Below are 22988 nucleotides of genomic sequence, written 5' to 3'. Positions count from 1 at the left end.
TCTCGTCTTTTTCTTGTCTGGAGCATGACGGTTGCAGTACTTGATCAAGGCCAAGACCCTGACAAGCGCCGCCGACTGAAGTACCTCTCGCGTTGCTGTGACTTGACCATGGAGTGTCCTATGCGCGCTTTGGCTCCCTTGCTGTTAGTCTCGCTTTGCTCATACGTCCACGCCGAAAACCTTCCCAGCTTTCTCAATAGCAACGAAACCATCCGCAACCTGCCGGTGCCCAACCTGCCGGCCGACGCCTATCGCCCCACGACCCCGGCGCCCAAGCTGGTGCCACCCACGGTGCCCCAGGCCCAGCCCCTGATGATGGGCACCACCATCAACGTCAGCACCGTGCAGATCGAAGGCGGCACCCTCTACCCGCTGAACGAGCTGGCGGAGATCTACAAGCCGCTGATCGGCCATGAAAGCACCCTGGGACAACTGATCGAAGCCACCCGGGAAATCACCCGCCGCTACCAGCAGGACGGCTACCTGTTGTCCTATGCGTTCCTGCCGCAACAGAGCTTCGACCAGGGCACCGTGCGCGTGGTCCTGGTGGAGGGTTACATCAAGGGCTATCAACTGCAGGGCGATATCGGCCCGGTCTCGGCCTACCTCGACAAACTGGTGGCAAAACTCAAGGCCGAACGGCCGCTGACCCGCAAGACCTTCGAGCACTACACCACCCTGATGAGCCGCATTCCCGGGGTCACCCTGCAAGCCCAGGTGCCGCCACCGGGAACCACCGACGGCGCGGCCTACCTGATAGCCCAGGCCAGCCGCAAACCCTTCACCAGCAGCCTCAGCACCACCGACGACAACCGCAATGGCCTGCAAGCCCTGCTGGCGGTCAGCAGCAACTCGCAGACCGCCATGGGCGAGCAGGTAACCCTCAGCGGCCTGTTCCCGCCGGGGGACGATCACGAGCACTACTACCGCCTGGACTACAACCAGTTTCTCAATGACGAAGGCACCCAACTGAGCCTGTACGGCACACGCTACCGCGCCGACCCGGGGACCAATGTGCAGCTCACCAACGGCCTCGAACTCAAGCCCCATCGGGAGAACGATCGCTACTCCATAGGCTTGAGCCACCCGGTCATCGCCGCGCCCAACGAGCTGCTGATCCTGGGTTCGCGCCTGTATGCGGTCAACGACAAGACCCGCTATCAAGTGGTGGGTTATCCACAGAGCGTCGAACTGAAAACCGACATTCGCGCCCTGGCCTTCGAGGGCGACTGGCGCAAGGCCAACGAACGCCAACTGCGGATTCTCAGTGCCGGGGTGTACCAGGGGCTGGACGCCCTGGGGGCGAAAACCAATGACGACCTGTATGACCTGGACTTCTTCCGCGTGCGCCTGTCCGGCGTGCAGAGCGACAAGTTCTTCGACAACTGGCAAGGGGTGCTGTCGGCGGCCCTGTACTGGAGCCGCGACAACCTGCCCGACAGCGAGCGCGCGGTGTTCGGCGGACAGAACTTCGGCCGCGGTTACCCCGACGACCAGGCGTCCGGCGACAAGGGCTGGGGCGTGGCTTACGAGGTGAACTACAGCTTCAATCGCGAAGACCGCTGGCTGCGAATCCTCCAGCCATACGTGGTACTGGATCGCTCGCGTACCTGGTTCAACGAACTGCCGGTCAAGGACAACAGCCTGTCATCGGCCGCCGTTGGCCTGCGCTTTGGCGACGCCAAGTACTACAACATCTCCCTCGAAGCGGCCAAGCCGATGTCCGATGAAGCACTGGACACCCACAACCGCCGCCCGCGCTACACCCTGAGTTTCAGCTACCAACTGTAGGAAGCCCCTCAAGCCAAACGAAAACGACCCGCTCGAAGGCGGGTCGTTTGGTTCAGGCGAGCGTCAGAAGTCGTAGCGCACCTTGGCGGTGAAGGTGTCGGCGGAGAAGTCGGTCTTGGTCAGGTAGTTGTAGGAACCGCCCAGGCTCCAGGCACCGACACGATAGGTCGCGCCCAGGCTCGTTTCATAGCTGTCGCGTACCGGCGATGCACCGCTGGTGGTGAATGGCGTGCCCCCCAGGACAAAGGTCGAGGTGGTGTTGGCCTTGTCAGCGATGAAGTCGTGCCAGGCCATGACCTTGGCCTCCGGCTCCAGACTGCCCTGGCCCAGATCGAACGCGGCGGCCAGGCGCGCGCCGATGCCCATCTCGCCCACTTCATAACGCTGGCTGGCGACATTCAAGGCCGCCGAGCTGCCTTTTTCCCGGTACGAATCGATCATCACGTTGGCGTAACGGGCACCGATCTGCGGTTCGAGCAGCAGGTGCCGGTCAAGGCGCAGGCTGTAGCCGGCCAGGGCATTGACGCCGAAGATTTCACTGTCGTAATCGCCCTTGGCGCGGGTGCCGGCGACGTAACGTTTGGACTCGTTGTCGTTCCAGCCGTACATCAACGATGCGTCGACGAAGAAGTTGTCGTGGGTCCAGTCGCCATACAGGGTCAGGGCATGGCCGGTGACATCGGTCTTGTTGCCACTGGAGGATTTCACGTCGCTGTCCAGATAGCTGTAGGCCAGGCCCAGTGTCGTATCAGCGTTGAGCTGGCCATCGGCACCCACGGCGATCCCGTGGCTGTTGGCGTCATAGCCCTCGACGCCCTTGCGGCTGTCCTGGTCAGCGTCACTGGACAATGCCTGGAGCCACACGCCCTTCTCGGCCAGCACGTCGCCCGAAGACAAGCCATTGCGAGCGCTGCTGGAACGGTTGGTGATCACGTTGCTGACCAGGTTCTGGCCGTTGGTGGCGGCATGAATCACGCCACCGCTGACATCCGGGCTCAGGGTCTCGGAGAGCCTGGCCAGCTCGGCATCCGACGAAGCGCTGGCAAACGAGCGGAACACCGGATCCTGTTCATCGAGCCGAGTCATCAGGCTGTTCGACAGCGGCTTGATGGCGTTCGCAGCATTCTGCGAGCCGTCCGCCTGGATGATGTTCTCCTCGACCACCGCAGCATTCTTGGTGGTAACCAGCGCCTTCAGGTCATTGCCTTCGATGCCGAAGCTTTTGACTTCCAGCAACGCGGACGACGACACCACATTGGCGTTCTGCGGCTCTTCCCAACTGCCGGTGTTGATCAGGGTGTAGCGGGTGCCATCGGCGCCGGTACGGAAATCGTTGGAGCGCGCCGCCAGCTCGATGCGGCTGCCTTCGCTGAAATAGGTAGCGCCCGTGACCTTGAGGATCGGCGTCGTCGGGTTGGTATCCTTGTCCAGCAGCAAGCGCAGGATGGCGGTCGAAGAGTCCAGGTCGAGCCCGCCATCGAGGGTGGTTTGCGGATGCAGCAACGTCAGGCGGCCGCCATCGATGTCCACGTAACCGGCACGAATGGTCGAACCGTCGAAGGCCACATCGCCTTTGACCAGCACACCGGAAAGCCCGAGCAGATCGCCTTTGACCTGACCGCCTTTCCAGTAGAAATAGGCGTTCTTCTGATCCGCCTGGATCGCCGCGGTGCCCCCTTCGATCAGGCCGGCGGTCTGGGTGATGGAGAACAGCGGAGCCGTGTTGGCGAAGCTGATCAGATGTACGCCAATACCATCGGCGGCAATGGTGCCGCTGTTCTTGATAGCGCTGGAAGCACCGATGGCTGACCCGCCGCTGGCGGTGGCATTTTCGATTTCGATGCCCTTGGCATTCTGTCCACGCGCAGTGATGGTGCCGGTATTGTCGATGCCGGTTTGGGTCGCGAACATCAACAGCCCGTAGGCGCCCTCGCCCTTGACCGCAATCGTGCCCTTGTTCAGTACCTGGCCGGTGATGCTCGACTGGTAGAGATCCACACCCACGGCGCTCGGGGCCGACACGGAAATATCGCCTTCGTTGATCAGGTTGCCACCGATGCGGCTGCCGGAATGCAGGATGCCGCTCGGCAAGGCAGACGTATCCAGACCGTCGATCCGGACCGAACCGCGGTTGATGAAATCGCCGGCAAAGGTCGAAGCGGTCGACGCCTGAGAAGCGAAGAACAACCCGGCCTGGGTCGAGCCGCTGCTGAAGTTGACCACTCCGTCATTGATAAAACTGCCCTGGACCGTCAGCCCCCTGAAATCCGCACCGCTGTTCTGCGAGGTCCCGCTCAACAGTACATTGCCGAAAGTCTGCAGCGTGCTGTTCAAGGCACCGCCACCGAGGTCGTAGTTCAGGTCCGCAGCCACCGACGATGGTGCATGGGTCGCGGCGGCAGCCACAGAGAGCGCCAACAACGAGCGGCGCAGGAATGAAGTATTCAAGGAGATATCCCTTCCAGAAACGCGAACGACAGGTTTCAGCAGGCGCGCCGGTGTCTTCCAGGCATCCCTACCGGCTTGTCGGCAAACGCCCGGACAAGCGGCGGCAAATGTACAGGAGCCATCATTATGACACCATCGAAAAGTCAAACCGAAGGCGCCAAAAACCGGGCATAGGGAAGACCGCGAAGGTTCAGGGACTGACCAGGTGGATGCGCGGCTGCGGGAACAGGGTGTTCAGGGTTTCCAGCAGGCGCACGTGGTAGATGGGTTTGCGGAACAGGTCCAGCACTTGAAGGCGCAGCAGGTCGCTGACGTCATCCATGTCGGCATGACCCGAGGTGACGATCACCGGCAGGTGCTGGCGGGACGTGTGATCGCGCAGTCGCCTGATCAGCGACAGGCCACTCTCCTCCGGCATGCGCAGGTCGGTGATGACCAGCGCGATGTCCGGGTGTTGAGTGAGATGGGCCAGGGCGAGCTTGACCGAGGTCGCGGTGAAGCAGCAAAAGCCTTCACCTTCCAGCAACTCGGCCAACTCAAGCAGAGCGTCCTCTTCATCGTCCACGAGAAGAAGCTGCTGGCGTGGAAACGAAGAGGAGCTCATGGGCAATACCTGAAAGTGGCTGCGTACTGAGAGTATCGACGCCTCGATAAAGCCTTGAGGACCTGTGTTACGGGGTACTAGGAGCAGCGGCAGTATCGCCCTCCAGCGCCGCTTGCAGGGTCGTGAAGGTGTTGGTGATGGCGAGCGAAATGTCAGGTACAAATGCCGCGATGGCCACGGCCACCATACCGGCGATAAGCGCGTATTCGATCCCTGACGCCCCCTCGTTGTTCTTGAGGAACCGCAGGAGCCGGGAGGCCAGAAGGGTGATCCATTGGGTAGCGAGAATGAAGAACATCTAGTTTCTCCTCAATGCATCGGGTGTTGCAGCGTTGCAACATGATTCCCCTGTGCCACCACAGCATTGTCAACAAACTTCCAGCCAACAACTGTAAGAACTGATTAATCATTAAGTATTAGTTCGTCCCTTTGACGTCAAAAAAACGCGACATCGGACAGAGGTGCGGATGAACCCAGTTATTTTCTCAACAGTAATGGCGTTTTGTTGCAGCTGTTCTACCTTCAAATAGCGAAATAGTTGCATGTTCATAGCTGCCTGATTGCGAAATTGACTCGTTGGAATCTGCGAGTCGGTGATGCAGCGGGAAAGGGAGAGCCGTCATGAACAGTCGTATCACTATGGGGTTGGCTGGGGTGTTTCTGGTGGGGGCCCTCATTGCCGGTTACTGGGGTGTGGCATTGAGTCGCCGGCCCGCAGCGGAACCTGTAGCGCAGCCTTCCCTCGCCGTCGTGCAAACCGTCACCGCTTCCGCCGAAGATGCGACCCGCCAGCCCGTCGCGGTGCTGGTACGCGACATACCTCCGTTCGTTCCCATCAAGGCCGGCGATGTCACTCTGGAGCGGCTGCACACCGCCCCCGCCGGCAGCCTCAAGAGCCTCGATCAGGTCGTCGGACGCACCCCATGGCGGGCGCTGTCGGCGGGGACCTGGCTGAGCGAGGAAAGCTTCGAAGCCGGTGGCAGCGTGGCCCGCATGATCCGTCCCGATGAGCGCGCCCTGGCCGTCGCGGTAGACGAAGTCATCGGTGCCAGCGGACAACTGAGTCCTGGCGACTACGTCGATGTGCTGCTGTTCCTGCGCCAGGACAGCAACAACCTGCTGCCCTCGGCCCAGGTCGTGGTGCCGGCCCTGCGGGTGCTTGGCATCGGCGAGCAACTGGGCCTGACCAACGATGGCAAGCCGGGTTCGCCGCCCGCGAGTCCCGAGGAAAAACTCAAACAGGATCAGCGTCGCCTGAACGCGCGCAGCGTGTTGCTGGCCGTCCCGGAACCCTTGCTGAGCCGCTTGATGCTCGCGGCTCAAGCCGGCGTTCTGCGCCTGGCGGTACGCAGCGCCGACGAGAAACGCCTGGCGCATTACTGGGCAGGCGAAAAAAGCGCATCGAAGCATCTGCAAAACGTCGACAGGTCCCTGGTCCAGTTCAACCAGCTGGCCCTGTCCACCCCTCCTCCTTCCAGCGCCAGAACCTTCGACGCCGCAGCGCGTCGCGCCCAGATAGAAGTCATACGCGGTATCGAAGCGAGCCAACAAACACCCTGATCATGCAAGGACACTTCTTCATGTCCAATGATTGCCAGCCCCTGTGCAAAGGCCTGATCCGGGCCCTGATGTCGAGCGGTGTGCCTGTCCAGGCTGGCATACCGCTGCGCAACCACGACCCGAACGGGTACTCTCCGTACTCCCTGGAAAACCGCAACTTCAATCAACGCAGTGGGCTATCGCAATGAGTCAGAACCTGAGCCAGACCTTCCTCGCGATCACCCGCAACGGCACCGACCTGGAATGGTTGCAAGGCGCCCTGGCGCCACTCGGGCAGGTGGTCAGCGCGGGCAGCGGCAGCCTCGACGAGTTGCTGGCGCTGGTGGATGTGACGTGCGCCAGCCTGGTCTTCGTCGGGCTCGATCGCGAGCATGTGGTCACCCAGGCGGCGCTGATCGAGGGCGCCCTGGAGGCCAAGCCGATGCTGGCCATCGTCGCCCTGGGCGACGGCATGGACAACCAACTGGTACTCAATGCCATGCGCGCCGGGGCCCGGGATTTCGTGGCCTACGGCTCGCGCTCCAGCGAGGTGGCCGGCCTGGTGCGGCGCCTGAGCAAACGCCTGCCCCAGGTCACGCCGAGCACCCAGCTCGGCGGCCTGACCGTGCTCTACGGCACCCAGAGCGATGCCGATGGCGCCCTGCTCGCCAGCCATCTGGCGCTGGTGGTACAGAAGAGCGGTCAGCAGACTCTGCTGCTCGACCTCGGCCTGCCGCGCGGCGACAGCCTGGCGCTGCTGGGGCTGGACAGTTCGTTCCACTTCGGCGATGCCTTGCGCCATCTGCGACGCCTGGATGCGACCCTGATCGACAGTGCCTTCACCAGCACCGAAGCCGGGCTGCGGATCCTGGCCTATGCCGACCATGACGAGCCCCTGGAACGCACCAGCGCCGCCGAGCTGTACATGCTGCTCAGCGCCCTGCGCCAGCACTTCCAACACATCGTGGTGAACCTCACCGGGCAACCGGACAGCGAAGCCCTGCGTACCTTCGTCGGCCACTGCGACAAGTTGCTCTGGTACACCGACCAGAGCGTGCTCGACTGCCGCCGCAACCTCGCGGTGCTCAACCTCTGGCGCGAAAAAGGCATGAAGCTGGAACACGCCCGCCTGCTGCTCGACCGCTACCTGCGTGGGGTCGCGCCAGATGCGGAAACCTTGGGCAAGACCTTTGCCCTGGAAGTGATCGCGGTCCTGGCCTATAGCCCCGAGGTGCGTCTCAACGCGAAAAACCAGGGCGTCACGCTGTTCGAACTGGCCCCCCGCGAAGGCCTGACCCAAGCCCTGAAGACCCTCGGCGAGCGCCTGGCCAGACGCTCCCAAGGGCTGCCCACGGCAAGGCCCGGCTGGTTCGAGCGCCTCAGGGGAAGTAGATGAGCAGAGAAAAACTGTTCGGCGCCCAGCCCCACAACACGGTCGGCAACACCGATCACGAGGGCCTGAAGCTGGTGCTGCATCGCTACGTTATCGACGCCATCGAAGAGTCGGGGAAAAACCTGCTGGAAGGTTCGCGCCAGGCACTGGCGCACTTCATCACCGACAAGGTGGCCGAGTACATCTCCCGCCTGCACCTGGCGATTTCCCGCTATGAAATGGAACAGTTGGCCGAAGAACTGGTGGATGAACTCACCGGTTTTGGCCCACTGGAAGTCTTGCTGCGCGATCCGGCGGTGACCGAGATCCTGGTCAACGGCCCGCACCGGGTGTTCATCGAGCGCGATGGCGTGCTGCACCAGAGCGACCTGCGTTTCATCGACGCGCACCATGTGGAGCGGGTCATGCAGCGCATCCTCGCGCCCCTGGGCCGACGCCTCGACGAGTCCTCGCCCATGGTCGACGCGCGGATGCCCGACGGCAGCCGGGTCAACGCGATCATCCCGCCGATCGCCTTGGATGGCCCCTGCCTGTCGATCCGCAAATTCCGCAAGGACATGCTCAAGAGCAGCGACCTGATGGCCATGCAAACCATCGACCAGGCGATCTTCGAATTCGTCCAGGAGGCCGTGGGCAAGCGTTGCAACATCCTGATCAGCGGCGGCACCGGCACCGGCAAGACCACCTTGCTGAATATTCTCAGCCAGTTGATCAACCCTCACGAACGCCTGGTGACCATCGAGGACGTGGCCGAACTGCAACTGGGCCATCCCCATGTGGTGCGCCTGGAAACCCGCCCGCCGAACGCCGAAGGGCATGGCGAGGTCAAGGCCAGCGACCTGATTCGCAACGCCCTGCGCATGCGCCCGGACCGGATCATCCTCGGCGAGATCCGCGGCGTCGAAGTGCTCGACGTGCTGACGGCGATGAACACCGGCCACGACGGTTCCATGAGCACCGTGCACGCCAACAATGCCCAGGATGCACTGCTGCGCCTGGAAACCCTGGTGGGCCTGACCGGGCGCCAGGTGGCCGAACGCACCCTGCGGCAGATGATCTGCGCGGCCCTGGACGTGGTGATTCAACTGACGCGCCTGCCCGATGGCCGACGCTGCGTCAGCGAGGTGGTGGAAGTGGTCGGCGTGCGCGAGAACATTTACGTCACCAACACCCTGTTCCGTCTGAACCGACGTAGCGGTTTCGGCTTTCTGCGCGAAGCGGCCAACCCCGCTGGCGACAAGCTGCGACGCGACGCCGACCTGCCCGTGAATTGAGCCTGGGAGCGCCATCGCATGCTAGGTCCCGTGCTGCTTGCCCTCCTGTGCCTGACCCTGCTGGGGCTGTCGGGCTGGATGTTCTACAGCGGCCTGCGCCAGGCCCGCACCGCCCGGGTGCTCGACCGCCTGGCCCAGGGGCAACCGCAACCGAGCGTGGAAAAGACCTCCTGGTACCGGCTCGAAAGGGCCTTTCTGCGCGCCGGCCTCGGTCGTCCCACCGAACGCCTGGGGCTATGGCTGGTGCTCTGGGCGGTGGGCTGCTTGCTCGGGTATGGGCTGGGCAAATGGCCGGGGCTGCTCGCCCTGCTCGTCGCACCGCCGCTGCTGCTGCGCCTGTATATCAGCTGGCTGTACCGGCGGCGCCTCAAGCGCATGATCGAACAGCTGCCGCCATTGCTCGACCATGCCGTGCGCAGCCTCAAGTCGGGACGCACCCTGGCCGACGCGGTGCTGGGCGGCATCGAGGCCGCCGACAATCCGTTGCAGCACGCCATGGGCCGGGTCCAGCGCAACGTGCTGTTGGGGGTCAACCTGCCGGATGCGGTGGCGGACTTCGCCGAACTGTACGAGCGCGATGAACTGCGTCTGTTCGCCCTCGGGCTCAAGGTCAACCACCGCTATGGCGGCAATGCCAGCGAGCTGCTGGAAAACCTGATCAAGCTGATCCGCGAACGCGACCAGGCCGCCCGGCAACTGCGCGCCATGACCGGCGAAACTCGTGTCACCGCGATGGTCCTCGCGGCCCTGCCGGTGTCACTGGCCGGCTATTTCCTGATAGCCAACCCGACCTACCTGATGAGCATGTGGAACCAGAGCGGGGGCCGGATGATGCTGCTGCTCGCCTTCGGTTTGCAGGTCGTCGGTTGCGCGCTGCTCTGGCGCATGCTGCGGAGTGTTTGACATGACAGCCTTGCTGATCAGTGCACTGTTGTTTCTCGCCGCCATGCTGCTGATGCTGAGCAGTTGGCTGGAACAGCGTCGGCGAACGCGTCAGGTGACCGAACGCCTGCAGGGGCACCTGGCGCGCGACAACACTCTGGGCAACTGGCTGCACGTGCTGGGCGACAGCAAGATCGGCCAGCATGCGGTCAGGCTCGACAACGAAACCCAGTTGCTGCTCAACCGCCTGGGCTGGCGCAGCGCGCGGCAACGCTCACTGTTCGCCGCCTGCCAGATCGGCGTACCCGTGCTCGCCCTGGGCCTGACCCTGGTAATCCAGGGGGTGTTTTTCCCGGCGGCGAAAAACCACTGGGTCGCCCCGGTGTTCGCCCTGAGCCTCGGCTACCTGTTGCCCAAGCGTCTGTTGGCCATGGCCGCCAGCAGACGGCAGAAACAACTGGCGGTCGATATCTCCACCTTCATTCCCCTGGTGCGCATCCTGTTCGAGTCGGGCATGGCGGTGGAACAGGCCCTGCGGGTGTTGAGCAAGGACGCGCAGAAACTGCTGCCGGCCCTGACCCAGGAGCTGCGCATGGTGCTGGCCCGGGTGGATTCCGGCCTGGAACTGGGGGAAGAACTGAACAAGTCCGCGCGGCTGCTGGCCGTCGATGAGTTCACCGACACCTGCGTGATCCTGCAACAACTGATCCACCAGGGCGGTGGGGCGATGAAGTCGTTGCAGTCGCTCAAGCTGCTGCTCGATGACCGGCGCCTGACGCGCCTGCAGGAATACATCTCGAAGATGTCGGCGAAAATGTCCGTCGTGATGATGCTGTTTCTCTTCCCGGCGTTACTGATCGTCCTCGCCGGACCTGGGGTCAGCGCCATTGCCCGGGCTTTCGCCCAATAGATAGAAGGAAGCAGCGGCTCACACTGAATGGCAAAAGTCGGCATGCAGGACGCAACAAACCCTCGGTGCCGGGGTTTGCTGCGCGTTGGAAGAAGTCAGTGTGCAGTCACGCGCTGGCGCAACCCCGAGTTGCTGGGTGCCAGTGCCAACGCCAGCTGGGTACGGTTGTGCATATGGGTCAGGCGCAGCACCTGGGACACGTAGAGCTTCACGGTGTTTTCCGTGATCCCCAGTTCACAGGCGATCTGGTAGTTGGTCTGCCCCTTGCCTACCAGGCGGGCCACATCCAGTTGCCGGGGCGACAGCTGGCTGAAGATCGCCGGGATTTCGATCTGCTCCACCTCGCCGCCGCCCTGGTCCGACGCCTGTGTCGTCGGTGATGCGAGTGGTGCGCGACGTACTTTGTCCAGGTCCTGGTAAAGGTCGTCGATGGATTCGGAAAGGAACTGCAGCTTCTGGTTCAGATGCCCCAGCTGCAGGTTTTTCTGCCGCTCCTGCAACGCCGCCTCCTGGCGTTGCAGGCCAGCCAGCAGCTCATCGAGGTCGATCGGTTTCTGGTAGTAGTCGGCGATGCCGGCGCGCAGGGCCTTGATCACATCCTGCTTGTCGGCCTGGCCGGTGAGCATGATGGCCTCGAAGACCCGATGCTTGCCGGCGATACGCTGCAGTTCCTGCACCAACTGGATGCCATCGAGATCGGGCATGTGCAGGTCGCACAGTACCAGGCCGATTTCGGCATCTTCATTGAACTGCTGGATCGCCTGACGACTGGATTCACAAGGGACACAGCGATAACCGCTGCCTTCAAGAAACTCGCAAAGCTCTTCGACTATCAGCGACTGGTCGTCGACCACCAGTACTTTGATGCGGGATATAAGCTTGTTCATGCGCAACTCCATGCCTGGCAAGCCCAAGACGAATGCTCCTGCCCTGCCGCGTCCACCTCGGGCAGGTACAGAATAAACGTAGACTACTTTCCGACTATGTACATAGAGATAGGCGGCACGACGACTAGCGGGTCCACAGCAGGGTCAGGGCCATGCCGATAAGGACAAAAGGGGCAAAGGCATAGGTTTGCCCCTGCCGCGGATCGAGGTGGCGCAAGGACCTTGCCAGCGGTTGGTCGACAGCGGGCAACAGCCTGGGCGCGAGCAGCCACCACAGGCCGCTGGCCAACGCGGCGCCGATGAAGGTGCCCAACAGGTGCAAAGGGTCGGACGCCAGCCCCAGGGCCGCCAGGAGCTTCACGTCGCCGCCGCCCATCCGGCCCAGTACATAGCCCGGCACGGTCAGCAGCAACGCCAGCAACAGCGCCTTGCCCCCTTGTATCGCGTCGGCGCCCAGCCAGGTGTTGCCGGCCCACAGCAAGTAACCCAGCGCCAGCAGCGCGACCCCCAGGGTCAAGCCGTTGGCGAGATGGCGCTGGCGGATATCCTGCACCGCACACAGCCCCAGCCAAGCCAATAGAATCCAATGCTGCATCGGTTAAAAAACATCCCTTCTGGCTGAATGACTCTATGCTGACATGACCTACTAGCAGTCAGGGTAGACGCCGCCGTGAAAGTGAACCTGCCTGAAAAACAAAAAGGTGCCGTGGCCATCGAATTCGCCATGGTCTTCATCATCTTTTTCGCCGTGTTTTATGGCCTGGTCAGCTACAGCGTGCCGCTTTTGATGGTGCAGTCCTTCAACAAGGCCACTGCCGAAGCGGTGCGGCGCAGCGTCGCCCTGGACCCCACCATGCCCGGTTATGACGCCGCCCTGATCGCACGCGCGAAGAACACCTTGCGCGAGCAACTGACCTGGATTCCGGAGGCCTTCGGCTTCGACGCCAACAGCGCCAGCGATGCCAGCGTGACTTACGCGGGCGGCCTGCTCACGGTGCGGGTCCACTACTCCACCGACAAGCTCAGACAGGTCATCCCCTTCCTCGTGCTGCCGGGCCTGGGCAGCGTGCCCGCCCTGCCAGCGAACCTCAGCGCCCAGTCGAGTCTGCAATTTTGAACTCGGGCGACAAACTCCTCGGGCGTTTTCTCGGCCGGACGACGCCCCAGGCGCTTCCTCCCGCGCCGCCCCTGGCCACGCCCGGGGTCGGCCTGCTGGTGCACTTGGACCACAACGCCCAGGTGCTGCAAATGACCGGCCCGCTGCGCCACGCCCTGGCCCAGCCGCCGGCAGCCGAAGGGCCGGTGCCACTGCTGGATTACCTGCTGGCGCACAGCGCACTGAGTGTCGAAGGCACTCCTGGCGACTGGCAGGGACACGTACTCGACCTGGACTTCCATGGCGCTGGCGGGCAAACCCTGCACCTGCGCGGCTGGGTACAACCCTCCACCCAAGGCTGGCTCCTGCACCTGCTGGATATCGGCGACCTGTTGCTGGAACGCCAGCAGGCGCAGCAACGCCAGGATTGCCAGCAGTTCGCCGCGCAGATCAGCGAGCAACTGCGCCTGTGCAGCCTCTTCCGCCTGCCCGAGGTGCTGCATGAGCAACTCCATGCCCTGGCCCAGCACTGGCATATCCCCTGCCTCGCCCTGGCGCTGCTCGACGACCAGGAACAGGGCTGGCACATCCATGGTGTGTATCAGGCGCCCGATGCACCGCAGCTGTGGCACAAGGGCCAGGTCCTGGGCACCGGGCTGGACAGCCTGAACGGCAATACCCCGCAAGCGCTGACCTTCACTCAAGGCCTCGGCGACTATCCACGCCTGCAACGAGCATTCGGCAACAGCGAGGGTTTTGTCGTGCCCTTTCGCGACGATCACGGCGTCGCGGCCTGGCTGCTCTGCGGCTTCTACCCGGTGCGCCAGCTGGCACCGCAGTTGAGCGAGCGGGATTGGCTGCAATTGAGCGCCGCCCTGGCCGGGCCCTTGCTCGGACGCTTGCGCGAACAACAGCACCATCACCAGCTGGAGCGCCTGGAGGCCTTGCAAGGCTTGCTCGGCACCGGTTGGTGGGAGCTGTTCCCGCAGGACAACGAGATCCAGCTGGCACCGCAATTGGCCCTGAACCTGCTGCTGGAACCACAGACCCGGCGCCTGTCGCTGCAGGCCTGGCTGGCCCTGATCCACCCCGCCGATCGCCAGGAGCTGAGCAGCCGCCTGCAGGAGTTGCGACAGGGCAAACCCCTGCTGCTCTGCGTACGCTTGCAGCGGGCCGACCCACAGTTGCCGGCCATCTGGTACCGCCTGCAGGGACAGGCCTTGGGCATTGGCCAGAACCAGCGTTTTGTCGGCTTCATGCTAGACATCAGCGACATCAAGAACCAGGAACAACAGGCGGCCGCGGCCCATGCCCGGCTGGACAACCTGATCGCCCATTCGCCGGCGGTGATCTATGTCCAGCGCTATGTCGAGGGCGCGCTGCAGCCGACATTTTTCAGCGACAGCCTGCAACCGCTGCTCGGCTGGACCCTGAACGACTGCAAAGACGGCGCCCTGGCGGAACGGGTGCATGCTGACGACCGCGACCGCTACTTCGAGCGCAACCGGCAACTGCTGCGCGAAGGCGCGGTACGCAGCCGCTATCGCCTGCTCGACAGCCGTGGCGAATACCACTGGGTACTCGACGAAGCCAGGCTGCTGCGCGACGACCTGGGCATGCCGGTCGAGGCCGTCGGCCTGTGGCTGGACGTCACCGACGCCACCCTGGCCGCCGAGCAGATAAGACTCAGCGAGGAGCGCTACCGGATCCTGGTGGAAGACTCCCCGGCGATGATCTGTCGCTACCTGCCCGACCTGACCCTGACCTTCGGCAACCGGCCCCTGGCGACCTACCTGGAATGCCCGCCCGAACAACTGGCCGGGGCCAACCTCGGTGACTGGCTGTCCGCCGAACAACACACTGCCTTCGTGCAACGCATCCGCCAGCTGACCCCGGAATTTCCGGTCAGCACCGCGGAAATCAACCTGCAACTGCCGGGGCGCGAACATGCCTGGTGGGTCTGGTCCGACCGTGGGGTGTTCGACGCGCAAGGGCGCCTGCGGGAGATCCAGGCCGTCGGCCGCGACAACACCGAAGTCCGGCGCTCCCAGCTGCAACTGATGCAAAGCGCGAAGATGGCCACCCTGGGTGAAATGGCTACCGGGCTGGCCCATGAAATCAACCAGCCGCTGAATGTCATGCGCATGGCCATCGCCAACGTGCTCAAGCGCCTGAACAACGGCGACGTGCAACTCGACTACCTGCAGGACAAGCTCAAGCGCATCGATGCCCAGGTCCAGCGGGCCGCCCGGGTGGTGGACCATATGCGGGTGTTTGGCCGCAGCTCGGAAATCGAGCAACAACCTTTCGACCCGACCCAGGCGGTGGAAGGCTGCCTGTCGCTGCTGGCCGACGGCATGCGGGGCAAGGGCGTGGAGTTGCGTATCGCGCCAATCGACTTCAACGTGCAGGTCCGCGGCCATGTCGATCAGCTTGAGCAAGTCTTGATCAACCTGCTGGTCAATGCCCGGGATGCGCTGCTCGGCCGGCGCGAGCAGGATCCGGACTGGCGGCCCTGGATCGCGATACGCGCCGAGCATGACCCGAAGTGGATGCGGCTGCTGGTCGAAGACAATGCCGGCGGCATCGACCCGCGCCTGCTGGGGCGCATCTTCGAACCCTTCTTTACCACCAAGCCGGTCGGCGTGGGCACCGGGCTCGGGCTCTCGGTGAGCTACGGCATAGTCGAGAACATGGGCGGACGCCTGAGCGTCAGCAACACCGACGCAGGCGCCTGTTTCTGCATCGAACTGCCGTTGGTACAGAGCGATCAGATCACCAGATAAGCCCGGCCGGTCTGGCCGCAGGTGAGGTTGGCGCCAACCTCGACCTTACCCAGATCGATGCCCAGCACCGCCAGGACATTGTTCAACAGCGGGTCCAGCAACGGGCCAAGCAAGGCACCGATGGCCGTGGCCAGCAGGCTGACCACGCTGTTCAATGCCGTCAGCAAGGTATTGAGCACCACGCCGAGCAGACTGCCGATGGTGGGCGGATGCTGAATCAGCGAGATCCCGGTCAGCGACGCGCGCAGGCTGCTGACCACATTGGATGCGATCACGCTGTGCCAATCGTCGTCCGCCAGTTCCTGCTTCATTTTCGGTGGGTTGACGAAGGTGAAATTCGGCTCGTGGGTGCCGGCGATCGAGGTGTCGATCATCACCTCGCTGCCGCCGCCGGCAAACGAGACGCGCGCCCCGCAAGGGCCAAACAGCCCCTGGCAGGTCCTCGCGCCGATATCCACCAGCGGCAAGGGGCTCACGCTGACCTGAGCGGTCGAAGACGCCCAGTTGCTGGCGTCCACCCGACCGACCTTGAGCTTGACCGCGGAGGTGGTGGTGTCGACGGAAAGGCTGTTGTCGCTGTCGCTGACGCAGGTATAGCCGGTGACATGACTGTCGCCAGCCGCCACTTCGAGGCTGACATCCAGGTTCGCGCCGTTCGGCAGGATCATCAGGTCGGTCTTTACACAGGGACCACCGAGCACACAGCTGAGATTGGCGCTGAGCACCGTATTGAGCGTGACCACCACCGGCGACAGCAGGGCATTCACTGCCTGCAACACGCTGTTGATCAGCGAGAGATCCACCGTCAGCAACGCACGCACCTGGGCGGTACGCACATAGATGCGATTGGGCCCCAGCGGGTCGGCGGCGGCCAGTTCCGGGTTGCCGATGGCGAACTCGGGAGGTGACACAATCTTGACCCGGGTGGTGACGCCCGCCAGCCCCAACACACTCACCGGCAGCGTGACAGCCGCGGCGCTCTGGCTGCTGGCCAGTTGCAGGAACGCCTCGACCAGGCTCAGCAGCTGGACGTTGGCATCCAGCCCGGAGTCCGCGGTGCCGGTCTGCAGCTTCAACAGCTCACCCAGCTTCACCGGAACGGTATTGATGGCCGCCGCCTTGATACTGCCCAGGGCCGTCAGGACCTCCGCGGTGGCGCCGTTCTTCTGGGCCACGGCGATGCTGGTCTGGAGCAGTTGGGTGACGTCGGTATCGACGTCGAGCAGTTCACTGTAGTTTCCGGCGCTCACATTCAGGTCGATGGCCAGCTGATTCAGGTAACTCAACAGGCTGATATCGGTATCGACCAGGCCTTGCCAACCGAGCAGGCTGACATTGATCGCGCTACCCGCGAGGCCGCTGAGGGCGCCGTTCAACAGGTTGAGATCGGCCAGCGTGCTGCGAATCGTCAATTGCGCCAGCGGCGGCTTGGGCTGAGCCGCCACCGCCGTGGCACTCAACGAGGTCGTGGTGCTGACGGGATTGTCGGAAAACAGATTGGTTACACCGAGGGCAATGCTGGTGGGCACCCTTTCACTGACCACCACCCGGATGGCGCTGGCCTGGCTGGCGTTGGGGCTGAAGGTGCGCAGGTTGTCGGCACCGGTCCGTAGCGAGCCACAGGTGGCTGTCAGCGGTCTGTCGTCTCCCACCGCAAAGCCGTTGCGCGCCGCGCTTTCTCTGGCGAATGCCGCCGCGCTGAGCCCCGCCTGGCAATTGCCACCCCGCGCCACCGCCTCCAATGCAGCGTTATCGGCCACCCGCTGCAACTCACGCTGATCCAGGTACAGGCGTCCGCTGTCGACCACCACCAGCGTGCACAACACCGCCGTGCCCAACGCCAACGCCCCTATCAGACCAATAGCGCCACGCTGCCGAGCCGGTCCGGAAAACTGCGTGCGGGAAAACATGGAGCACTCCTTTGCCGGCGCACTGCCGGGCGCAACCTCCGCTGGGTGAAAGGAGTGTAGTCAAGGCTGGAACACAACGCTGGCGACTTGCCAGCGCTGTGTCTGGGGAATCTGCCGTGTAGGGGCGAGGGCCGTGCAGCCCTCGCCCCGTGACGGAATGCAGCGGCTTACTTGGGCGGATAGTTCGCCAGGATCCGGCCGACGGTCTCCCTGATCGCCGTGCTGCGATCGGCGGGGTTCGGCGTGCTGCTGAGTATCTGCTCGTCGCTGCCACGCCACACCAGCTTGCCGTCCTTGCCATCGAGCAGGTCGATCTGGATGGTGGCGACCTTGTAGGTGATGTTGCGGGTTTCGTTGTACATCGGCGCGCCCCAGTAGCCGTTCCACGGGCCACCCCAGCCGCCGCCGTAATTGGTAGTGACCTGCTGCTGGCGGTTCTCGACGATCAGGTAAGTCTGAACGTTGAGATCAGCCTTTTTGCCCGCCGCAGCCGGACGCAGGCCGCGCTGGTCCAGCTGATCGCTGACCGCCTGGCGGATGCGCTGTTCGGTCAGGTCACTCTTGATCCGCGGATCGTCGGGGCGGTACTGCAGGGCGGGTTCCTTGAAACTCCAGCTGCGATAGGCCGCGAAGTCGCGACTGGCATCGAAGTCATGGTTGACCTGGTTGGCGGCGCAGGCGCTGAGCAGCGCGGCCAGGGCCAGTGAAGCAAGAGGGCGGAACATGATGTGTCTCCAGAAGAGCAAATGCACCTGAAGGGATGTCGCTAGGGTCTGTACGAAAAGTCGGCGGGCGAAGGTCAGGCAAGCCTGTTTTTAACCCAGCCCAGCGTGCAGCCACTTTCCGTACAGAACCTAACTAGGAGGATACGCCGCCATGGCCTTTTCCACAGCCTCGCGCAACGCATCGGCGCGCTCGCTCAGGCTGCCCTGGCTCGAGGTTTCCGCGCTGGCGCTCCACACCGGCTGGCCACTGCCGCCGTCGAACAGGTTGACCCGTACCACCACGACTTCCACCTCGTAGGTACGCACCACCGGCACTGTGTTGTACATGCCGTAGCCGGGGCCGTAGCGGTTGTAGCCATAACCTCCGTAACCGTAGCCGTAGTCGTCCTGCACCTGGCGCAGGCGCTTTTCCAGGTGCAGGTCGGCGCTGACCCACAGGTCCGCCGGGCGATTGTCGTGCAGCGGGCGCAGGCCGCGCTGGTCAAGGGCGTTGCTGACCGCCTCGGCGACCTGCGCCGAATCGGCCCAGGCCGAGCCGTTGGGCAGGCGCCCGTCGCGCCAGGCCCAGTTGCGATAGCGGCCATAGTCGCGCTGGGGCGCCGGATAGGCGCTGCGGTCGAAGGTGCCGGCCGCCTGCGCAGGTGCCGGCGGCAACGGATTGGAACTGGCGACATAGGGGTTGGGGCTCTGGCAGGCCGCCAGCCCCAGGGACATCACAAGCAAACCAGCGTGGCGTTTCATTTCGGGCTCCGCTCAGACCGGACGGCAAATCCAGTGCAGGTAACGCCCAAGCCCGGCAAAGCTTGGGTGACGACGATGGGCCAACTCCATTTCCAACAGATCCAGCAACTCGGCGCGGGCCTGGAACTCCACTGGCATGTAGTCATGGAAAACCCGTACCCCGCTCTGTGTTTCGACCTGCCACAAGCCGTCGAGTTGCGCGGCCAGTTCCCGTGGATCAAGGGGCTGTTGCGGGGTCAGGCTCTGCTTCTCGCCGGCCATGTCGTTCTTGCGCATCTTGCGAAAGTGGCCCTTGAGCAGGTTGCGATAGATCAGCGCATCGCGGTTGTAGAAGGCCAGCGACAGCCAGCCGTCCTGAGTGGTCAGTTGATGCAGCACCGGCAGGATCGCGTGGGGCTCGGCCAGCCATTCCAGCACCGCATGGCACAGCACCAGGTCATAGGGCTCGGTGAGCTGGCCCAGCAGGTCTTGCCAGGGCGCCTGGATAAAGGTCGCCTGCTGGCCGGCCTCGGCGAAGCGCTGGCGGGCGCCTTCGAGCATCGGTTCGGCCGGTTCGGCCAGGGTCACCTGATGGCCACGCTGGGCCAGCCACAACGACATGTGCCCCAGCCCGGCGCCGATATCCAGCACCCGCAGCGGCCGGTCCGGCAAGGCTTCGGCCAGGTCGGCCTGGAGCACCGCCAGGCGGATCGCGCCCTTGGCGCCGCCGTAGATCTTTTCCGCGAAACGGGTCGCCAGCTGGTCGAAATGACGGTCGCTCATCAGCTGAACCGCCGTTCGCTGTCGGCCAGCTTGCTGCGCACCACCTGCTCCAGGTCCAGCCCCAGTTCACTGCACAGCAGCAACAGGTACAGCACGATGTCACCGACCTCCTGGCCGGCGTGGGCCAGCTTGTCGGCCGGCAGTTGCCGCGACTGGTCTTCGCTCAGCCACTGGAAGATTTCCACCAGCTCGGCCATCTCCACACTGGCGGCCATGGCGAGGTTCTTCGGGCTGTGAAATTGCCGCCAGTCATTGCGGTCGCGAATGGCGTGCAGGCGTTGGGTCAGTTCGTCTAGGTTCATCGGGGTCTCCTGAAGGCGTATAGCTTCGGGGGGATGGCGAATGAAGGCAAGGCCCGCACCCTCCCCTCAATCGATAACGCTGAACTCGACCCGCGCCGTCTGCCCGCCTTCGTCCAGCACGCTCAGTTGATAGGGCCCCAAGCGTTCGAAGCTGGCGTTGATGCTGTCCTGGTTGGCACTCTCGCCCAGCGGCTCGCCGTTGACGAACCACCAGCGCCGGCCGCTGCCGCCCAGGGCCGACAGCTTGAGCCGCAGCAGTTCCTGGCTGGCCGCCGGGCGGCGCAGCCGATCGCCCTCGCGCACGCCGACGATGGACAAAGGCGCGGCCGCCGCCAGGGCCGGCCCCGGGCACTCCGGGTCGTTGGCCGGCAGGCGCGCTTCACGCCGTTCGATGCGTGGCAGCCAGGGCTCCAGCGGCGCCGGCCACAGCGCGATATCCCGCGCCTGCGCCCCGGGGCACTTGGCGTCGACCCGCAGGCCCCTGGCATTGACCCAGACTTTTTCCAGCAGGCCGACGCCCAAGGGTTGATCCGCCGCCTGCAAGGTCGGCGGCGTGGTGCCGTCCAGGGTCCAGGCGAAACGCTGGCGGCGGCAGTTCGGATCGCTGCGGCTCATGGGCTGGCCCAGTGGCCAACAGATCGCCGCCACCCCGACATTCATCGGCACCGGCTGCACCGGCGCGCTGATGCCGCGCTGGCTGTCGCGGTTGATCAGCACATCGTGCACTTGCAGCATCAAGGGCGCCGCCGAGGCCAGGCCGAACTGCCCCGGCACCGGGGTGCCGTCCGGGCGGCCGATCCAGATGCCGATCAGGTAGCGCGGCCCGACGCCAATCGCCCAGGCGTCGCGAAAGCCGTAACTGGTGCCGGTCTTCCAGGCCAGCACCGGGCGCTGCACCAGCTCGGCCCGCGGGTCGCGGTCCGGGCGCGCCTGACCGCTGAGAATGCGCCGCACGATCCACGCCGAACCGGGGGACAGCAAGGGCCGCTCGCGCAACTCATCGTCCGGTTGCAGGCGGATGTTGGCGCTCTTGCCGCCACGGGCGAAGGCGCTGTAGCCGCTGACCAGGTCCTCCAGGCGGCTGCCGGCGCCGCCGAGAATCAGCGCCAGGTTCGGCTCGGCCAGCGCCGGCAGGGTCAGGGGCATGCCGCCGATGCGCATCTCGGCGGCAAAACGTTTCGGCCCGTAGGCTTCCAGCAGTTGCACCGCCGGCAGGTTCAGCGAGGTGGCCAGGGCCGTGCTGGCCGACACCGCGCCGCTGAAGCCCATGGAGAAGTTGCCCGGCCGGTAGTCGCCATAACGCCGTGGCACGTCTTGCAGCAGTGATTCGGAATGGATCAGCCCGGCATCCAGCGCCATGCCATAGAGGAAGGGCTTGAGGGTCGAGCCCGGCGAGCGCATGGCGCTGATCATGTCCACATGGCCGAAGCGCCGCGCGTCGTTGATATCCACCGAGCCCAGGTAGGCCCGCACGGCCATGCTCTGCGCCTCGACCACCAGAATCGCCGCCGAGGTGTGTTCCGGCAGGCGCGCGCGCCAGCCCAGCAGCAGGTCCTCCAGGCGCCGTTGCAGGTTGGCGTCCAGGGTGGTGCGGATCAGCGGCGGGCTGTCCGGATGGTTCAACCGACGCGCGAGCAAGGGCGCCAGGCTCGGCTCCAGGCGCGGCGCCAGCAACAGGGGTTCCTGCGAGGCTTCGTCCACCGCCGACTGCGGCCAGACCTGGAACTGCGCCAGGCGTTGCAGCACCTTGTCCCGGGCCGCCTGTGCCCGCGCGGCATGCCGGTCCGGGCGCAGCCGGCTCGGCGCCTGGGGCAGCACCGCCAGCAGCGCGGCTTCGGCGTGGGTCAGGTGCTGCGGCGACTTGCCCAGATAAGCCCAACTGGCCGCGGCCACCCCTTGCAGGGTGCCGCCGAACGGCGCGCGGTTGAGGTAGAGCGTGAGGATCTGTTGCTTGCTCAGGTGCCATTCCAGCTGCGCGGTGCGCCACAGCTGGAGCAACTTGCCGTGCCAGGTCCGCGAATGCGGGTCGAGTAGGCGCGCCACCTGCATCGACAGGGTGCTGCCGCCGGACAGCACCCGCCCGCCGGTGAGGTTCTGCCAGGCAGCGCGCGCCAGCGCCATCGGGTTGACCCCGGGATGGCTGTAGAACCAGCGGTCTTCGTAGGTCAGCAGCGCGTCCAGGTAATAGGGCGAGACTTCGTCGGTGCGCACCGGATAACGCCAGACGCCATTGGCATCGGCAAACCGCCACAGTGGCGTGCCATCCTCGGCCAGCACCACCCGCGCCAGGTCATCCTTGGGCAGCGGCAGCGGCCAGATGCGGTCGGCCAGCCAGAGCGCGACCCACAGCAGCAACAGACCGCCCAGCACGATCCGCAGGATTCGCCAGCCACGGCGGCCGCCCGGTTGCGCCGATGGCAAGTCGGGCGACCTGGCCTGGCCGGATATTCGCCACCAGAAACTGCGCAGGCGCGATACAACTAATCGAAAAATCAAACCCGCGAACCTCTATGCTTGAACGGAACTCGCCAGCGCGATTGATGGCCAAAGGCTCAGGTCTGGCAAGCACGCCAACTTTTTCATCAGGATGCACGCATGCAGGTAGAAAGCTTCTTTGAATGGCTCGGCCAGGCGCTGGGCTCGGTCATACGGTTTATCGTCGATGGCCTCAGCGGTCTGTTCAACGCCCTGACGAATGCCGGTGGCAACTTTATCGACGGCCTGTCGCGGGCGCTGGGCATGGACACTTCGGTCATCAGCATCATCACCCTGATCGTCGGGCTGATGCTGCTGTACTCGGCGGTCCGCGCCTTCATGCGCGCCTCGATCGTCATGGGCATCATCTGGCTGCTGCTGGGGTTGTGGCTGCTGAGCTGGGTGGTGCACTGACCGCCAGACAGTTGATCGCCAGCAAGCTCGCTCCTAGCGGGGCGAGCCT

At 64.3% G+C, this 22988-nt stretch carries 21 protein-coding genes; 10 read left to right on the top strand and 11 right to left on the bottom strand.

From position 1 onward, the window contains the following. Window positions 1–120: 120 nt before the first annotated feature. Complete coding sequence (locus tag C4K38_RS03530) at window positions 121–1791, top strand: ShlB/FhaC/HecB family hemolysin secretion/activation protein (protein ID WP_053277296.1); 1671 nt, start codon at window positions 121–123, stop codon at window positions 1789–1791. Between the two features lie 63 nt (window positions 1792–1854). Here the strand turns inward: C4K38_RS03530 and C4K38_RS03525 are convergent, their stop codons facing one another. The 3 genes from C4K38_RS03525 to C4K38_RS03515 all read right to left on the bottom strand — a co-directional run bounded on the left by C4K38_RS03525 (window position 1855) and on the right by C4K38_RS03515 (window position 5141). Beyond that, the gene (locus C4K38_RS03525; protein ID WP_053277295.1) at window positions 1855–4239 is read right to left on the bottom strand and encodes an autotransporter family protein; all 2385 of its coding nucleotides are present in this window, start codon (window positions 4237–4239) and stop codon (window positions 1855–1857) included. A gap of 190 nt (window positions 4240–4429) precedes the next feature. Beyond that, the gene (locus C4K38_RS03520; protein WP_009042004.1) at window positions 4430–4843 is read right to left on the bottom strand and encodes a response regulator; all 414 of its coding nucleotides are present in this window, start codon (window positions 4841–4843) and stop codon (window positions 4430–4432) included. Window positions 4844–4910: 67 nt separating this feature from the next. Beyond that, window positions 4911–5141, bottom strand: a complete 231-nt coding sequence (locus C4K38_RS03515; RefSeq protein ID WP_053277294.1) for a Flp family type IVb pilin — start codon at window positions 5139–5141, stop codon at window positions 4911–4913. Window positions 5142–5464: 323 nt separating this feature from the next. Between C4K38_RS03515 and cpaB the strand changes: the two genes are divergently transcribed. The 6 genes from cpaB to C4K38_RS03490 are packed head-to-tail and all read left to right on the top strand — an operon-like array spanning window position 5465 to window position 10841. Continuing rightward, entirely contained in the window at window positions 5465–6403 is a 939-nt protein-coding gene (gene cpaB, locus C4K38_RS03510; RefSeq protein WP_053277293.1) for a Flp pilus assembly protein CpaB, read from the top strand. Between the two features lie 20 nt (window positions 6404–6423). Beyond that, window positions 6424–6591 carry a hypothetical protein gene (locus tag C4K38_RS32250; RefSeq protein WP_164486993.1) on the top strand — a complete coding sequence of 56 codons (168 nt, stop codon included), beginning with the start codon at window positions 6424–6426 and terminating at the stop codon, window positions 6589–6591. Next, window positions 6588–7778 (top strand): CpaE/TadZ family protein, encoded by a 1191-nt coding sequence (locus tag C4K38_RS03505; protein WP_053277291.1) that lies wholly within the window; start codon window positions 6588–6590, stop codon window positions 7776–7778. The genes C4K38_RS32250 and C4K38_RS03505 overlap by 4 nt, the downstream gene beginning before the upstream one ends. After that, window positions 7775–9049: a TadA family conjugal transfer-associated ATPase gene (locus C4K38_RS03500; RefSeq protein WP_053277290.1), complete on the top strand. Its 1275-nt coding sequence runs from the start codon at window positions 7775–7777 to the stop codon at window positions 9047–9049. The genes C4K38_RS03505 and C4K38_RS03500 overlap by 4 nt, the downstream gene beginning before the upstream one ends. 18 nt (window positions 9050–9067) lie before the next feature. Further along, window positions 9068–9952, top strand: a complete 885-nt coding sequence (locus tag C4K38_RS03495) for a type II secretion system F family protein (protein ID WP_053277289.1) — start codon at window positions 9068–9070, stop codon at window positions 9950–9952. Between the two features lies 1 nt (window position 9953). Next, entirely contained in the window at window positions 9954–10841 is an 888-nt protein-coding gene (locus C4K38_RS03490; protein ID WP_053277288.1) for a type II secretion system F family protein, read from the top strand. A 95-nt stretch (window positions 10842–10936) separates the two neighbouring features. On the opposite strand, the gene C4K38_RS03485 is transcribed toward C4K38_RS03490, so the two are convergent. Next, window positions 10937–11728, bottom strand: coding sequence for a response regulator transcription factor (locus tag C4K38_RS03485; protein WP_053277287.1), 792 nt, complete (start codon window positions 11726–11728; stop codon window positions 10937–10939). A gap of 124 nt (window positions 11729–11852) precedes the next feature. Further along, a complete protein-coding gene (locus C4K38_RS03480; protein ID WP_053277286.1) occupies window positions 11853–12323 on the bottom strand; it encodes a prepilin peptidase in 471 nt (156 codons plus the stop codon). A 75-nt stretch (window positions 12324–12398) separates the two neighbouring features. Between C4K38_RS03480 and C4K38_RS03475 the strand changes: the two genes are divergently transcribed. Both C4K38_RS03475 and C4K38_RS03470 read left to right on the top strand, forming a co-directional pair. Beyond that, window positions 12399–12845, top strand: a complete 447-nt coding sequence (locus tag C4K38_RS03475; protein ID WP_053277285.1) for a TadE/TadG family type IV pilus assembly protein — start codon at window positions 12399–12401, stop codon at window positions 12843–12845. After that, complete coding sequence (locus C4K38_RS03470; protein WP_053277284.1) at window positions 12842–15610, top strand: PAS domain-containing sensor histidine kinase; 2769 nt, start codon at window positions 12842–12844, stop codon at window positions 15608–15610. Before C4K38_RS03475 ends, C4K38_RS03470 begins: the two co-directional genes overlap by 4 nt. On the opposite strand, the gene C4K38_RS03465 is transcribed toward C4K38_RS03470, so the two are convergent. The 6 genes from C4K38_RS03465 to pbpC all read right to left on the bottom strand — a co-directional run bounded on the left by C4K38_RS03465 (window position 15595) and on the right by pbpC (window position 22471). Continuing rightward, window positions 15595–17520, bottom strand: coding sequence for a TadG family pilus assembly protein (locus C4K38_RS03465; RefSeq protein WP_053277283.1), 1926 nt, complete (start codon window positions 17518–17520; stop codon window positions 15595–15597). The genes C4K38_RS03470 and C4K38_RS03465 overlap by 16 nt on opposite strands. A 167-nt stretch (window positions 17521–17687) precedes the next feature. Continuing rightward, the gene (locus tag C4K38_RS03460; RefSeq protein ID WP_053277282.1) at window positions 17688–18245 is read right to left on the bottom strand and encodes a DUF4136 domain-containing protein; all 558 of its coding nucleotides are present in this window, start codon (window positions 18243–18245) and stop codon (window positions 17688–17690) included. Window positions 18246–18374: 129 nt separating this feature from the next. Then, window positions 18375–18986 (bottom strand): DUF4136 domain-containing protein, encoded by a 612-nt coding sequence (locus C4K38_RS03455; protein ID WP_053277281.1) that lies wholly within the window; start codon window positions 18984–18986, stop codon window positions 18375–18377. Between the two features lie 12 nt (window positions 18987–18998). Further along, window positions 18999–19748, bottom strand: coding sequence for a methyltransferase (locus C4K38_RS03450; RefSeq protein WP_053277280.1), 750 nt, complete (start codon window positions 19746–19748; stop codon window positions 18999–19001). Then, window positions 19748–20050, bottom strand: coding sequence for a MazG-like family protein (locus C4K38_RS03445; RefSeq protein WP_009041990.1), 303 nt, complete (start codon window positions 20048–20050; stop codon window positions 19748–19750). Before C4K38_RS03445 ends, C4K38_RS03450 begins: the two co-directional genes overlap by 1 nt. A 66-nt stretch (window positions 20051–20116) precedes the next feature. Then, window positions 20117–22471, bottom strand: a complete 2355-nt coding sequence (gene pbpC / locus C4K38_RS03440; RefSeq protein ID WP_172833160.1) for a peptidoglycan glycosyltransferase PbpC — start codon at window positions 22469–22471, stop codon at window positions 20117–20119. 174 nt (window positions 22472–22645) lie between these two features. Here pbpC and C4K38_RS03435 point away from each other — a divergent pair, with 174 nt between their 5' ends. Continuing rightward, entirely contained in the window at window positions 22646–22939 is a 294-nt protein-coding gene (locus C4K38_RS03435; protein WP_053277279.1) for a hypothetical protein, read from the top strand. Window positions 22940–22988: the final 49 nt, after the last annotated feature.

The sequence above is a fragment of the Pseudomonas chlororaphis subsp. piscium genome (assembly GCF_003850345.1).
GTDB lineage: Bacteria > Pseudomonadota > Gammaproteobacteria > Pseudomonadales > Pseudomonadaceae > Aquipseudomonas > Aquipseudomonas piscium.
This window is presented reverse-complemented; position numbering and strand designations above follow the sequence as displayed.